Consider the following 15,656-nt stretch of genomic DNA (forward strand, 5'->3'; position numbering starts at 1 on the left):
TTACCGGAGCAGGCCTAACCATTATCGTTAGGCCTGACATATTAATGTCTGTCAAAACGTCTGCCCTACTCTGCTTATTTAGCCTCAGCTTTTCTGGTTACTCGCTTGCCTCTCAAGCTCCAATTGACCCCATCGAACAATATGAGTATGCACAGCAATTATTGGCATCACACAAAGCTGAAGCCTCACCAGAAACGCGTTACTGGCTAGAGCAATCCGCCAACCAAGGTTACCTCCCTGCGCAAAAACAGCTCGCGAACGACTTTGCTAAAGGGATAAATGGCGAAAAAAATGAAACACAAGCGTTATATTGGCTAACCTCTATCGCACTCAATGACCCAACCGATCGGGGCTTTCTTCTCGCTAACTTTATTCAGCGCAATCAAGATAAGGTCACAGCATCTCAATTGACTGAAGCCTTGTATCAAATGGCTTCTCAGCATAATCCAGCAGCAGAACAGGCTTATAATCAACTGTTAGAGCAGCGCTTCAACCAACTGCGAGCTAAACAAGTCTCGCAAATAAAGTCGCTCGATAAAAAGGCGGAGCAAGCACAGGAAGAGAAAAGCACAGTTGCAAACCCCAAAGTAGAACACTCGCCGTTTCTATGGCTGATTTGGCTAGCGGCGATACTCATCATCAGCGGCTTAAGTTTCCTCGTGATCAAAAAACTCAAGCAGAATAGAAAAGCGCGTGAAGCCAAAGGGGAAAGCCAAAATCAACGAATGGCGGAAAAAATAAAAGAGCTAGAGTTTACGAACAAGCAACTGAAGCGTCAGTTAGAGAAAGTATTCAGAGAATTTAAGAAATCCAAAACTCAGGCAGAAAACCATAAGCTAAGCGTCGCGTGTGCTATGTTTGGCTACACACCACAAACCATCCCTGATTTACAGGCAATCAAGCTACGCTATAGACAGTTATCAAAGCTTTATCATCCTGACACAAGGGGCAGTGAAGAAGAAATGAAGCGACTCAATCATGCCTTTAAGCTCGTCTCACAAAATGTTACAAAACAGTAAAAATAGGTCAGGATACTTTGGCTACCATGCTTTTATTCCCATATAATCAAACACCGCAATCGATCTCCCTCTCAAAGAAATTAACAGACATTTAACTTAAGTCGCGCTTTTATGCCATAATGCCCGGCGCAAAATAACACCTAACGACTCAAATTAATCTAGGTGGGGAGAAAATCAATGTTCACTGAAGAAGGCACCTGTGATTGGTGTAAAAAACCTAGTCTTGTAACTCGTCACGATTATTTAGATGGCAAGCACCACTACTCATGTAAAGCTTGTTACGATATGGCAAAAATCGACGTGCGCCTATTTAACCAAGGCGAATTGCAAATGCGCGAACGTTTGCAACGAGCGAGCTAAGCAAGACGGAATCAATGGAACTGATTTTCAAAGGCGCCTTTTATAAGGCGCTTTTTTGATCTCCCAAGCCTATTTCCAATCTCTATCTCGTATTCCCTCCTATCCTACATAGCATGTCGCATCGGTTATCAGCCCTCTTCCACTGTATACAAACCACTGTCCGTGAAAAACACCTGTATATACAGTAGTAAACCCCTGTATGTCTCTCGTCCAACTTTCTACTCACCTCACATTTTTAAATTGATGTTAGACATATCAGAAATAAAAAATAAACAAATAAATTCAATTGCTTAAAGTAAAATTCTTTTATTTCCTTTTCAAAAAACCGCAAATAACTTTTGAGAAACTTGTTGATCAGGTCGCCAAAACAAACTACTGTATAGGCATACAGCATGTATAAAGGAACAGTAAGATGCAGTTACAAAGTCAATCTCATACATACTCTCGTTACAACGTATTGGCACAAGCAACTAAGCCCATGGCCGTTTCGGATCAGCTTCTATCTAAGCTGGCTGTTTTATCGCAGCAGAAACAATGGATTTTGTTTACAGCAGACTGCCCTCGTCCAGACTTTGAACAACTCACTGCTTCTAATATTTGCTGTAAAAACGTTATTCAAATGAAGCCCTCTCAACAGCTTTCAGAAGTCGAGATCGTGATAAAAGCCATCCGATCAGGCAATGCCAGTGCTGTTGTCGCATCCAATAAAATTGCACTTATGAATCAATCTATGTTGCGCGACATGGCGCAGCGCTATCAGTGTGAAGTCTTTTTCGTCGAAGGCAGAGTTAATAAGTACCACTAATAAGTTCGACGTTATCCATCCTGCATCTCGCCTCCTTTTTAAGGGGGCTTTTTTTGTATTAAAGAAAATAGGCAAACGTTTGCTTTTTCTCTGGCGAGTTAAAATAGTTCTGGTATGATGCCCACATTCGATTTATTCAGCGCCCACATTTTGCTGAATATCTTCTCTTTCTGACGTTTGATTAAGATGATAGGAATGTCGCAATGAGCCTTGCTAATCAAGTACTTGCCGTCAATGACGACCTGCCAATTCGCACCCATAAACCCGTTCATAGTGGAAAAGTTCGTTCAGTTTACTGGTTAACTGATGAAGACAGCGCCCGACTGATCAAAGAAAAAGGATACAATGTCGCGCCAGATGCGCCTTTGGCTATCATGGTGATTAGCGACCGAATCTCTGCGTTCGATTGTATTTGGCATGCTGAAGGTGGTCTTAATGGTGTCCCGGGTAAAGGGGCTGCGCTTAATGCGATTTCTAATCACTGGTTCAAACTGTTCAAAGAAAATGGCTTAGCAGATAGCCATATTCTAGACATTCCTCACCCTTTTGTTTGGATTGTACAAAAAGCCAAACCGGTAAAAATCGAAGCCATCTGCCGCAAATACATCACGGGTTCGATGTGGCGCGCTTACGCAAATGGCGAGCGCGAGTTTTGTGGAATCCAACTTCCTGAAGGGTTAGAAAAAGACAAAGCACTGCCAGAGTTGCTAATGACCCCATCCACAAAAGGCATTCTAAAAGGCATTCCCGGTGTGCCAGAAGCGGATGACGTTAATATTACTCGTCAAAATATCGTAGACAACTACGAAGCATTTAACTTCTCAAGTGCGGACGATATCGCACTCTACGAAAAACTGCTGAAAGAAGGCTTTAACGTTATCAGCCAAGCATTAGAAGCAATTGACCAAATCTTTGTCGATACCAAATTCGAATTTGGTTATGTTCATGATGCTGCTGGCAATGAAAAGCTGATTTACATGGATGAAGTGGGTACACCAGACTCGTCTCGTATATGGGATGCTAAAGAGTACCAAGCAGGTCACATCGTAGAGAACTCAAAAGAAGGTTTCCGCCAGTTCCTACTTAACCACTTCCCTGACCCAGATATCTTGCTAAATAAAGAACGTATGCCAGAGCGTGAAGCACTCGCTCGTGATAATGCTTTACCCGTCGAATCTTTGATGGCGATTTCGAGCACCTACATTGGTATTGCCGAGAAGATTACAGGCAAGCCGATTCATTTGAGTGAGAATCCGAAAGCGGAAATCATCGAAGTTCTGAGCAAAGAATACGGATTGATTGACTAGCACTGTCGCTAGATTGCTAAATGCTTTCCAATAAAAAGTCCGCACTAGCTTGCGGACTTTTTTCGTATTAGGCTCAGTTTAGCCGATATTTAACGTAGTGCCATCTGTTGTAGAGGCTGACTTGGTCGTCACCTGATATGTTTTGTCTTTAATCGTTGATACGAAATACCAGGTCGACTCTGCCTTGTCGGGCGTAAAAGTAACGCGCATAAAGCCACGCTGTTTGATGTCTGCCCACTGTAATTCTGACACTAAGTGCGGCAGCGTGTATTCCATTTGAGCGATCGCAACAGGGTCTAACGCGAGGTAGGCCTCTAACCCAGGGGAACTCACAGAGCTAGTCGCAAACTCTACCCCGATAGGATGCTTAGATACGTCTTTAAGCTCACTTGCCCATGCGTTGTGCGTATCTCCTGCCAAACAGACAAAGTTACCACTGCTGGCTTTGGCCAGTTGATAAACGTTCTCTCGCTCAACGTAGTAACCATCCCATGCATCTAGGTTATATGGCAAAGCAATGGTATCTAAACTTGGGTCAGAGAGATAACCCGTAATCGCAGAGTTTACCGCTAATAACGCCTCTGTTTTTTGTTCTTCAGTGGCAGTAAACAATTGAAACATCGCGGTCATAACCGAACTTGGCAACTCCATACGAGACATTAACACTTGTTGCCCTAGCACATTCCAAGTTGCGTCGTGCGTACTGAACGCATCCATCAGCCAAGCGAGTTGGTCAGCGCCTAACAGCTCTCGGTCTTGACTGCGCGACTGGGCAACTAAACCGCCAATAGCTTCCATCGTTGGTGAGCTGAGCGAGAAATAATCCAACGGTTTATCACGCCCCACAAGTCGCGTGTCGAGCATCATCAAATTGACTAAACTTCCAAACGAAAACTGACGGTAAATCAGCATGTTTGAGAAAGTGTTTTCACGAACGGGCAACCATTCTGTCCACGCGGCAGCCGCAGATGCACGACGATCATTAAAACTGCCTTCCTCTTCTTGATGGTTTTCCGCACCATTTTTCCAAGTATCATTTGCAAGCTCATGGTCATCCCAGACAGCAATCATTGGTAGGCTCGCATGTAACGCTTGCAGATCAGCATCTTGGCGATATTGCGCATACCGTTTTCGGTAATCATCTAAGGTAATACATTCAGTGCCTTTGCTTGGCTCTCGCCCTAGTGCCTCAGCATCTTCACTAGCGTAGCCACCAGCACCATACTCATAAATGTAATCACCGAGATGAAGCACCACATCAAACGGGTCTTGCTCATGTTGATTTAAAATCTCTCGATACACATGGAAATAGCCAGCAGGATAGTTTGCACAAGAAACAACCGCCATGGATGCCTTTTCTACACCATCCTCTGGTAATGTTTGAGTTTGCCCGACTTCGCTAGTGACATCTCCAACCATGAATCGATAGTAGTAGCGAGAATTTGCGTTGAGATTTTGAACATCGACTTTTACCGTGAAATCTCGGCTCGTGTCTGTGGCAAAAGTGCCACTTTGCACGATATCAGTAAAATTTTCGTTAGATGAAACTTGCCAGCTTACATCTGCGTAGCTTGCTGAGGTCGTAACTCGAGTCCAAATGATTACTTGTGTTTGAGTAGGATCTCCACTCGCCACTCCGTGCTCAAAGGTAACCGCAGCAGATTCACTAGCATCGCTACCACAGCCCACCAGCCCGGTAACAATCGCCGTTGAAGAGGCAGCTTTCATAAAGTCTCGACGAGACAAAGACATATTGACTTCCTTTCTTATTGTGTTTGTTTTTATGCCCAAATGACGTGGTGACTCGATCATCCTTGTATGCCAATAAGGGACGTTAATTCGAACTTACAGTACCAACCACTTAGTCGGTAATTTGTCCTAAAAACACAAAGTTAGAAGCTAGTTATGACAATTGCATTTCCAAACGTTACATTTTTGTTAATTTAAGTGCAAATACTCTATATTCATCACATTTCCTAAGACCTGCGACAAAAACCTCAAAATAAAAAGCGACCTACTTTGAGGTCGCTTTTCATTGCACTATTGTTAAGTGGTACATCGATGAAGTGGAAATGTTCAGCCTAAAACTTGATGTTAAGGACATCTTGTTCTGACGTATCCACCTTCAACTGACTGCGAGATTCTATGTACTCGATTTGCTGAACATCGAGCGAATATGGCATAACGACTCGCAATTCATTGATCCCTTCATGTTTAGCTAGCTGGGTTAAGCGGACCAAATTGGATTCATCACTTTTACGAGAAGACATCGATTTTAATGCGGCATCCCACAACCGATCTTCAGGCTTGCTCAATTCCGCAATGTTCTGTTTCCACATCAAACCGAAAATAGGCGCGATGGTGGCAAATGCCTCTAAAAAGGTCCATTTCTTACTACCTGTCGCTCCTAAAAAGCTAGTGTAGTCGAATTCAATGCACGTCTTTCCTTGTTGATCCATTCTATGCCCCCGACACTCGAAAATGAGATATACCAAATATCGTTCAACTGTTTTGATATAGCAATGGGATATAAAACATTCGTCTTTTATGCCCTAATTTACATACAAAAGGAAATATTAAAACCAGCTTTGTAACAACTGATGTACAGCTTCGCCATATATAAGCATTCAATTGATTAATATTTCAATTAAGAAACTAAAAACAACACACAAGTAACGCTATCAATATGAAATAATTATAGATTCACCAAGAAAATATCAATTCTTGTCACAACGTCATCCGCCGACCTACTTCACATCAATCACTCGACTGGCCTTTTTATACTGTATCTTCCAACCAGCCCAGCGTGGCAGCTCCCAACGCTTCGGGTCTCCCTTACGGTTTCCCTCTCGATAAACGACCTGTACCAGCTTGCGAGACGCGTAATACTCAACATCCAGTTGGAGTTCTGGCAGCGAAAGTTCTAAAGGGTACTGCTCCGTGAAATCGTCGTATTCCCATTCTGGAACACCGTTAAATGTTAAGTCTTCCGGTTCAAATAACGCCATATCATCGACATTTTCAACGCCTAATGTTTCCAACTGATCCTTTAACCAGCTAGAAAATGTCAAGGAGGCCAAGTCGTTAACCTCTTCTCCTTCGACATTAAGGCCCAATGCGTTGTAGAGTTTCCAGTGTTGGATTTGTTGTTTTCTTTGAGAAGCAAAACCTGGTAACAGTGTCTCGTCTTCTATCATTTCGACAATAGACTGAACAGCAACATCACCTTGTAACGCTTGGTGTTCAGAACAGACTGTTCGCCCGGCGTAGACCAAATGCATTGTTGCTCTTGGCGTCTCTTCTTCATAATTCGTCTCACCTTGTCGCCACTCCCCAAATTCAAGTTCGCGTAACAACGTCAGCGGGATAGGCATCATAACCGATGCGAGGTTTAGTGTTTGCTTAACACCTCGTCCTGGCACGCTATGGCTATCTAGCACGATGGCCGCTTCTTCTTTATCAGGAAAGCGGCTGTTACGCCCAACCAGCATCTCGACTACGCCATTTCCTAGAGCATCCCTTCGACGAGCTCGTCGGACAAACACAAGCTCAGGGTGCAATGAGGCGATGGAGAAAAAGAGCGCTTCACGTTTATATCGAGAGGCAACGTCAAGTTCCGGCAATTCAAACACTTCTCGCATTTGTTTCGCTAAACCTAGTGCCTCTTCGAGCGCGCTAGCGTCAATGATAATGCCTGAGAGTTGCTCCCCTCGAACCAAACGGATCAGTAAAGAGGCATCACATCCGTATGGCTCCTCTTGAGATAGAAGCTCAGCAACTTCACCACTTTGTCGCTGATAGAGCTGCGCAGGCACAGATAAGGCGGCAGCCAAATCAATCATTGCTTCCTTCTCTGGCTTCGCTTGAATTCTGGTAACGAGATCGGCAAACAGTGCATCAATGGGTAGTGGATATACTTTTCTCCCGTGCTGCGTGACATTGCCATCCTCATCAATCGCTTCCATGGATAACAACGTCGAATGAGATGCCTCTAGCGACTTTTCTGGAATTGAGTCGAGAAAATCGAGTGTTGAGAGACGGTACCCACAACAAGCCGCTGCCAGCATGGGCTCGACGAGCTCTTCTCTGTGTAATTCTGGAGGCGTCACTAATTCTAAAGGCGCGTGCTCACCATATAGACGAATACAAGCCCCTTCGGTAACGCGACCTGCTCGCCCCATTCGCTGCGCGGCACTGGCCTTAGAAATGTTGGTTAATGTCAGTGCTGTACGTCCATTTCGTTGTACAGTTCTGCGCTCTAAACCACTATCGATTACCACACGGATGTTAGGAATGGTCAGAGAGGTTTCCGCGACGTTGGTTGCCAATACGACTTTCCGTTGCTTTTGTACCGTCAGCGCACGATGTCGTTCTTCATCACTGACCGAGGCATGAAGTTTAACCACCATGACATCACTGCTGCTTTGTAGCATCTGCGCGCATTGGGCGATCTCTTTACGTCCTGGGAGAAAAACAAGAATATCGCCATCTTCATCTTCCAGTGCTTCTTTTACCGCTCCGACAACCTCCTGTTCACATCCCTTTTTGTTCGGTAAATAGCGGCTGTCTGTGGAACGATGTGTCACCGTGACTGGAAAGCAACGTCCCTCCGAACGCAGACGCTTAGCATTCAGGTAACGAGAAAGCTTTTCGCCTTCTAAGGTAGCGGAAGTGACGATCAATCGATGTTGATTTTCTTGCTTCAAAATGGCGGTTAATAGATCAATATCCCAGCGTCGCTCGTGAAATTCGTCCACTATCACGACATCAAAGTCTGCTAGCTTGTTTTCCGAAAACCAACGCAGTGCAACCCCCGGAGTCACAAATACAACTTCGGTTTTTTCATCAAAGTAGGCATGAAGCTTGATCGCGTAACCGACTTTGCGACCTATTGGCTCTCCAGATTGCTCCGCAAGAAATTCAGCCAGCGAGGTACAAGCAATTCGACGTGGTTCAATAACCAGAACGCGTCCGTGTTTTGCCGCCCACATGGGCAAGCGGGTAGATTTACCCGACCCGGTTTCGGCTTCCACCACAAGATGGTTAAGGTTTACATGATGGTCAAACTCGGCTTGCAGGCTGTCGATAGGTAGTTGAAACATAGAAATTGGATTTGATTTGATGATGCAAAACATTATACCCAAGTAAAAAAATCCTGCTTTAGGTATCTCTAAACAACCAATATTGCCGATATTTTCGTCGGTATCTGAATTTTTTTGCGACATTACATTGATGTGCATCAACGCATGTTTACAACTAAATAGTGAACCCGTTAAAATTTGGTGCGCATCCTTCAACCCTACATAAGGCACCCAATGAACAACGATAAACGCCCACTATATATTCCATATGCGGGTCCGGCTCTTTTAGCAACCCCTCTTTTGAACAAAGGCAGTGCATTCTCTGCTGAAGAACGTAGTTCATTCAACTTAGAAGGTCTGCTTCCAGAGTCGACCGAAACTATCCAAGAGCAGGTGGAACGTGCCTACCAGCAATACAAAAGTTTCGAAAGCGATATGGATAAGCACATTTATCTGCGTAACATCCAAGACACCAACGAAACATTGTATTACCGCCTAGTGCAAAATCACATTTCTGAGATGATGCCTATCATCTACACGCCGACTGTTGGCGCAGCATGTGAAAACTTCTCTAACATTTACCGTCGTGGTCGCGGTCTGTTCATTTCATACCCGAACCGTGACCGTATTGACGACTTGCTGAACAACGCAGCAAACCACAACGTTAAAGTGATTGTTGTGACAGATGGCGAACGTATCCTTGGCTTGGGTGACCAAGGTATCGGCGGCATGGGTATTCCAATCGGTAAACTGTCACTATATACCGCGTGTGGTGGTATCAGCCCTGCTTACACGCTACCAATCGTTCTTGATGTGGGTACCAATAACCCGCAACGCTTAGCTGATCCGATGTACATGGGTTGGCGTCATCCTCGTATTACGGGTGCAGAATACGATGCATTTGTAGAAGAGTTTATCCAAGCGGTACAGCGCCGTTGGCCTGATGCTTTGATCCAGTTCGAAGACTTTGCTCAGAAAAATGCGATGCCTCTTCTAGAGCGTTACAAAGACCGCGTGTGTTGCTTCAATGATGATATTCAGGGTACTGCAGCTGTTACTGTTGGTTCTCTACTTGCAGCTTGTAAAGCAGCAGGAACTCAGCTTTCTAAACAACGTATTACCTTCCTAGGGGCAGGGTCTGCTGGTTGTGGTATCGCAGAAGCGATCATCGCACAAATGGTATCGGAAGGAATTTCTGACGAGCAAGCTCGCTCACAAGTTTACATGGTTGACCGTTGGGGTCTGTTACAAGAAGGCATGCCTAACCTTCTTGATTTCCAACAACGCTTGGTGCAAAAGCATACCAATACGAAAGAGTGGGAAAATGAAGGAAATGGCTTCTCACTACTCGATGTAATGCGTAACGCCAAGCCAACGGTACTAATTGGTGTTTCTGGTGCTCCTGGCCTATTTAGCCAAGAAGTCATCGAAGAAATGCATAAACACTGTAAGCGTCCGATTGTCTTCCCACTGTCGAACCCAACAAGCCGCGTGGAAGCGACACCGAACGACATCATTCGTTGGACAAATGGTGAAGCACTGGTTGCAACAGGTAGCCCATTTGAGCCAGTGGTTCATGAAGGTCGCACTTACCCTATTGCACAATGTAACAACAGCTACATCTTCCCAGGCATTGGCCTTGGTGTACTTGCTGTCAATGCAAAACGTGTCACTGACGAGATGCTAATGGAATCAAGTCGCGCGCTAGCAACATGTTCTCCTCTAGCAATCAATGGTCGTGGTGCACTACTTCCACCACTGGAAGAGATCCACTTAGTGTCGAAAAAAATCGCATTTGCCGTTGGTAAAAAGGCAATTGAACAAGGTGTCGCATTAGAAATTACTGATGAAGCATTGAACGTGGCAATTGAACAGTCGTTCTGGCAACCTGTTTACCGCCGCTACAAACGCACTGCGTTCTAAGCTTGAGACAATTCGTTTAATAATTAGTCCCTACCATGTAGGGGCTTTTATTTTTTTATCATCCTAACCAGATTTTGGCATAAATGGGCTTCTCTCTTTTTGTTTCTATCAGATATGATGAGAACTACATTTTTAGTTAAGGATATAAAACGTTTTGTTGTTTTCTCGCATAAGATCAAAGTGGAAGCTGAAATTTTCCTGGAAGCGATTTGCTTTGATTTTGTCGATCTCTGCACTTAGTCTGCTTGTTTCTGTTATAGCCATCGACCGGTGGGTGGTTTTACAAGCCAAAGAGAGCATTTTCACTGAATACGAGCAAATCCCTCAACATGAGGTTGCCGTAGTTCTTGGTACCAGTAAATACATCGGAAAGATCCTCAACACTTACTACACTCATCGCATTAATGCGGCGATTGAGCTTTACAACCAAGGCAAAGTAAAACAGTTTTTATTGAGTGGTGATAACGCCCACCGTTCATACAACGAACCGTGGACAATGAAACGCGACTTACTTAAAGCAGGCGTGCCTGAAGAAGTGATTCACCTTGATTATGCTGGCTTTCGTACCTTAGATTCGATTGTACGAGCGAAAAAAATTTTTGCTTCGGAGCGATTTCTGATTGTGACTCAGCGCTTTCACTGTGAACGCGCACTGTTCATCGCTGATGCTTACAGCATTGATGCACAGTGTCTCGCGGTAGCAGGGCCGACGGCCAACAAGCAAAAAACATCGATGCGTGTTCGAGAACTGCTAGCCCGTGTGAAAGCGTTTTTAGACCTGTACATTATCAATACGCAGCCTAAGTTTCTTGGCCCTCAAGAACCTATCGTTGCAGTAAAAGAGCCAAATAAAGCAGCTAACGAGCCTCTTCAAGTCCCCGTCGAATAGAGGAATAACGTGGCTCACAAGCCTAGTAACATTTCTATAAAACAAATGGGTAGTTTTCTACCCATTTCCAATTCTCAACATCACACTTTCTAATTTGCTCTACGATTCAGGCAAAACTCTTTTTCGCATTCAAAGTAACATTTCATCAATAAATAACTACAAGTCAGTTACTTTGCCATAAAAAAACCGACAAAAGGCAATGCAAAAGGAGCACTACCCATGACCGCACTCGCTGTGACATTGAAGAATTGGTTCTTCACTCGCAACAGCATGATTTTGAACGCGAATATCCTATTGTTCATTATCTTGTTTAATACCTTACCCTTTGAACCACAAGTAGTAACCGGCCTGAGCATCTTAGTTTTTGTTGCTATTCTGTGGCTAACCGAAGCGATTCACGTCAGCATTACTGCGCTGCTCATACCACTACTTGCGGTATTTTTGGGTGTGTTCAACACTCAAGCCGCACTGAATAACTTTTCCAACTCCATCATTTTTCTATTTTTGGGTGGTTTTGCACTAGCTGCGGCTCTACATAAACAAAAGTTAGATCAAGCGATTGCAGATAAAGTACTATTGCTGGCAAGAGGAAAAATGTCTGTCGCTGTATTCATGCTATTTGGTGTGAGTGCTGGCCTGTCAATGTGGATTTCAAACACCGCCACCGCCGCGATGATGTTACCGCTTGTTCTGGGTGTGATGACAAAGCTAGACGCCAAGAAAAACCACAACACCTTTTTGTTTGTTCTACTCGGTATCGCTTACAGTGCTTCAATTGGTGGTATTGCAACACTGGTTGGTAGCCCACCAAACGCAATTGCAGCCGCTGAAGTTGGCCTAAGCTTCACTGAATGGATGAAGTTTGGTGTACCTATTTCCCTAGTATTAATGCCAATCGCTATCCTCGTATTGTACACGATGACTAAGCCTGACCTTAGCCACAAGTTTGACCTTGACCATCAACCAGTCGAATGGACAAACGGCAAAATGATTACGTTGGCGATTTTCTTACTGACCGTAACTTTGTGGATATTCAGTAAGCCTATTAACGCTATGCTGGGTGGCTTCGCGAAGTTCGATACTCTTGTAGCCATTGGCGCCATCCTTCTACTTGGTGCTTCTCGCGCCGTCGAGTGGAAAGATATTGAGAAAACAACCGACTGGGGTGTGTTAATCCTATTTGGTGGTGGTATCTGTCTGAGTAACGTCCTAAAAGCAACTGGAACAAGCGTATTTTTGGCTCATAGCTTGTCAGGCTTCCTTGAGCAAGCCGGTATTCTCTTAACGATTCTTGCAGTGGTTGCTTTTGTTGTCTTCTTGACTGAGTTTGCGAGTAACACCGCCAGTGCTGCGCTACTTGTCCCTGTATTTGCGACCATTGCAGAAGCCTTAGGCATGTCTCCGGTTATTCTCTCTGCACTGATTGCCGTCGCTGCATCTTGTGCATTTATGTTACCTGTTGCAACACCTCCAAACGCGATTGTGTTCGGTACGGGTCATATCAAGCAAAAAGAAATGATGCGAATTGGTTTCGTATTAAACATTGCCTGTATTGCTGCACTAACGCTTTTCGCTTGGTTGTTCTGGTAAAAATAGCAAATTCGATTAGCACTACACTGCTGCTCACGGTAATCGTATCGATAACCCAAACTTCCCCCCTAAGTGGTGTTCAGCAGTTTCCCTCTTGGTGGCCAGTTGGCCACCTTTTTTCTTTCCTTTTAGTGAACGGCTATCAGGCTTGCTTCTTTTCGCAAGCAAGTAAACCATAATGAGCTTCCACTCGGTTGCGACCATTGCGCTTCGCCTGATACAACACTTCGTCAGCTCTCGCCATTGTTTCTGAGACGCGTTCATTCTGCATTTGGGCAATGCCAATACTGCAAGTTAATGATTCACCGTGCACCCACAAATGATCCTCCACATTTTTGCGAATCATTTCTGCCTTCTCTAACGCTTGTTCAATATTGGTATCAGGGCAAAATACGACAAACTCTTCGCCGCCCCAACGAACGAGTCGATCGTCTGAGTAAATAGAAGTCGCTACCACCATGACAAATTCGCGCAATATGTCATCCCCCATTTGGTGCCCAAATTTGTCGTTCACCTTTTTAAACTTATCCAAGTCCAAATAGAGAATACTGAAGGTGTTATGCCCCCAGCGAACCTGACGAGATTGTTGTTCCAGCCAGTGTTGCACAGCATATCGGTTCATCGCGCCTGTCAAAGCATCTCGATGCGCTAACTCTGCAAACTCATAGTTTTGAGCTCGCAAAGTATCATTCACCTTTTCCAAATGACGGTGACGCTTTTGCGCTTTTTCATAAGCCACTCTATTTTTTCGTAACTCATGCAGTGAAAAAGCCAGTCCAAGCGCCATCCAAGAGAGTAATAATGCATACAACAATGTTTCTTGCGCAAGGTAAGCGCCTTCAAACTCAATTTTATCAATCACAATTCTATGTTTACCAAGTGCCGCACCAGACCCAGTTGCAATATCAATACGTGTGATGTTTGAAAATTCAGGTGCAGAGTGCTCAATCGCGACTCCGTTATCTGCTAACCACCAGGTCATCACCTGAAGATTTTTAATCGGAATTTCGACAATATCGATCGAACCCGACGGAGAAAACTGCATGCCATTATATTTAATGGTGTACTCGTCGTCCGGCTTGGAATACTCAGAATTATAATTGCGAAGATACAAACGTAGGTCGTGGCTAGGGTTAGCCCCTATTCCTGCCTCTTCATATCGCACCTTCAATCGAATCGTATGGTAGTTGGAAAGGTCAATACCCTGTGTTGGCGTTGCTGAATCGGTATAAACCGAGATTCCGCAGTAAGGCCAAGCATACGAGCTCTGCTTTAGTTCACAGCTAAGAACTAGGCTTTGCCGATCGTATGTGATATCAGCCTCACTCACACCTCCTTCACTGGCATCTTTAGTTGCATAGATATTGAAATGCTCAGGTGTAATGGTCAGCTTTCGCGTATCGCCAAGCACACTATAAAGGGCAACCAAACTGATAGTGCAAATAGAAAGAGCAAAGATAAAGTTATGGATCCACTTCATGGGCAAGTGACCTGCTGAGATTATATGCAATACGTGAGGTTCAATAATTTCAAAAAATGAAATCAAGGTGATTTATCAAGAAATAAAATCACTTTCTCATTCAATTCTTAGTTTCGACACATAGTAACGGATTTTGAACCGTTATCACGTTTTAAAATTTCTAAAAAGTGCAGCTCAACTTCTATTTGCGAAGCATTTCACAGCCATAATTTTTAGAAAATAAAACACGATGCATAATAATTTAGTGCAAGACATTTACTTTAAAGCTCCTGTCAACCCTGCATCTCTTCTCCACTTCAGTATATACTGTGCAAAAACACAATAATGAGTAATGTCATGTCATTAATTGCAACTGGCACGCTAAACAAAATGCGTGCTTCTCTGGACGGTGCCGTCAACTACCGTCTTCCTGTCGGTGAGGAAGAAATCGACTTAACTCCGTTTCTGGGTAAAACGCTCACACTGACTCACACTGGCAATATTTTTTGTTGCTCATGTGGAAAGAAAACGAAAAAGAGTTATTCGCAAGGCCACTGTTTTGTATGCATGAAAAAGCTAGCAAGCTGCGACATGTGTATCATGAAGCCAGAGACCTGCCACTACGATCAAGGGACTTGTCGCGAACCACAATGGGGTGAAGAGAATTGCATGGTGGATCACTTTGTCTACCTGTCCAACACATCCAGCTTAAAAGTTGGTATTACTCGTCATACTCAAATCCCGACTCGTTGGATTGACCAAGGCGCGACTCAGGGCTTGCCAATTTTTAAAGTAAAAACTCGCCATATCTCCGGTTTAATTGAAGTTGAACTGGCGAAACATATCGCAGACAAGACCAATTGGCGCACACTGCTTAAAGGTGACGGTGAACCTATGGCATTGCAGGACCGTTTTGCTGAGCTATTGCCTTTAGTCGAAGAGAAAATTGCCGAGATAAAACAGCAATTCGGCGAAGATGCCATTGAAGTATTAAACGAAAGCATTACCGACCTTAGCTACCCGGTACAACAGCACCCAACGAAGATCACTTCGCATAACTTCGATAAAAACCCGGTTGTTACTGGCACTTTGCAAGGCATTAAAGGTCAATACCTCATCTTTGATACTGGCGTTATTAATGTAAGAAAATTCACTTCCTATGAAGTTGAAGTTAGTGAGTAATCGCTTGTAAAACGCGTTGATTCAAATAAAAACGAAAAAAG

At 44.1% G+C, this 15,656-nt stretch carries 12 protein-coding genes; 8 read left to right on the forward strand and 4 right to left on the reverse strand.

From position 1 onward, the window contains the following. Positions 1-44: 44 nt before the first annotated feature. The 4 genes from R7P35_RS10910 (at position 45) to R7P35_RS10925 (ending at position 3,491) form a co-directional block, all read left to right on the forward strand. Positions 45-1,019 (forward strand): J domain-containing protein, encoded by a 975-nt coding sequence (locus R7P35_RS10910; RefSeq protein ID WP_054574051.1) that lies wholly within the window; start codon positions 45-47, stop codon positions 1,017-1,019. Between the two features lie 177 nt (positions 1,020-1,196). Then, positions 1,197-1,379: a hypothetical protein gene (locus R7P35_RS10915; protein WP_005377960.1), complete on the forward strand. Its 183-nt coding sequence runs from the start codon at positions 1,197-1,199 to the stop codon at positions 1,377-1,379. A gap of 412 nt (positions 1,380-1,791) precedes the next feature. Next, on the forward strand, positions 1,792-2,184 hold the full coding sequence (locus R7P35_RS10920; protein ID WP_005377962.1) for a SulA-like leucine-rich domain-containing protein: 393 nt from the start codon (positions 1,792-1,794) through the stop codon (positions 2,182-2,184). A gap of 203 nt (positions 2,185-2,387) precedes the next feature. Beyond that, entirely contained in the window at positions 2,388-3,491 is a 1,104-nt protein-coding gene (locus R7P35_RS10925; RefSeq protein ID WP_064376418.1) for a phosphoribosylaminoimidazolesuccinocarboxamide synthase, read from the forward strand. A gap of 78 nt (positions 3,492-3,569) precedes the next feature. Here the strand turns inward: R7P35_RS10925 and R7P35_RS10930 are convergent, their stop codons facing one another. From R7P35_RS10930 to R7P35_RS10940, 3 genes are all read right to left on the reverse strand, one after another. Then, positions 3,570-5,243: an alkaline phosphatase D family protein gene (locus tag R7P35_RS10930; RefSeq protein ID WP_064376419.1), complete on the reverse strand. Its 1,674-nt coding sequence runs from the start codon at positions 5,241-5,243 to the stop codon at positions 3,570-3,572. Between the two features lie 329 nt (positions 5,244-5,572). Further along, on the reverse strand, positions 5,573-5,950 hold the full coding sequence (locus R7P35_RS10935; protein ID WP_005377965.1) for a hypothetical protein: 378 nt from the start codon (positions 5,948-5,950) through the stop codon (positions 5,573-5,575). Between the two features lie 288 nt (positions 5,951-6,238). Then, on the reverse strand, positions 6,239-8,593 hold the full coding sequence (locus R7P35_RS10940) for a helicase-related protein (protein ID WP_213895494.1): 2,355 nt from the start codon (positions 8,591-8,593) through the stop codon (positions 6,239-6,241). A gap of 213 nt (positions 8,594-8,806) precedes the next feature. On the opposite strand from R7P35_RS10940, the gene R7P35_RS10945 reads away from it, so the two are divergent. From R7P35_RS10945 to R7P35_RS10955, 3 genes are all read left to right on the forward strand, one after another. Continuing rightward, complete coding sequence (locus R7P35_RS10945; protein WP_005377977.1) at positions 8,807-10,495, forward strand: NAD-dependent malic enzyme; 1,689 nt, start codon at positions 8,807-8,809, stop codon at positions 10,493-10,495. 154 nt (positions 10,496-10,649) lie between these two features. Beyond that, complete coding sequence (locus R7P35_RS10950; protein ID WP_005388862.1) at positions 10,650-11,384, forward strand: vancomycin high temperature exclusion protein; 735 nt, start codon at positions 10,650-10,652, stop codon at positions 11,382-11,384. Positions 11,385-11,603: 219 nt separating this feature from the next. After that, on the forward strand, positions 11,604-12,974 hold the full coding sequence (locus R7P35_RS10955; protein ID WP_017634863.1) for an SLC13 family permease: 1,371 nt from the start codon (positions 11,604-11,606) through the stop codon (positions 12,972-12,974). 142 nt (positions 12,975-13,116) lie between these two features. Here the strand turns inward: R7P35_RS10955 and R7P35_RS10960 are convergent, their stop codons facing one another. Continuing rightward, positions 13,117-14,454, reverse strand: coding sequence for a GGDEF domain-containing protein (locus R7P35_RS10960; protein ID WP_042522150.1), 1,338 nt, complete (start codon positions 14,452-14,454; stop codon positions 13,117-13,119). A gap of 336 nt (positions 14,455-14,790) precedes the next feature. On the opposite strand from R7P35_RS10960, the gene R7P35_RS10965 reads away from it, so the two are divergent. Beyond that, entirely contained in the window at positions 14,791-15,615 is an 825-nt protein-coding gene (locus tag R7P35_RS10965) for a DUF2797 domain-containing protein (RefSeq protein WP_005377984.1), read from the forward strand. Positions 15,616-15,656: the final 41 nt, after the last annotated feature.

The organism is Vibrio sp. Vb0304 (assembly GCF_033338995.1).
Taxonomy (GTDB): Bacteria; Pseudomonadota; Gammaproteobacteria; order Enterobacterales; family Vibrionaceae; genus Vibrio; species Vibrio alginolyticus.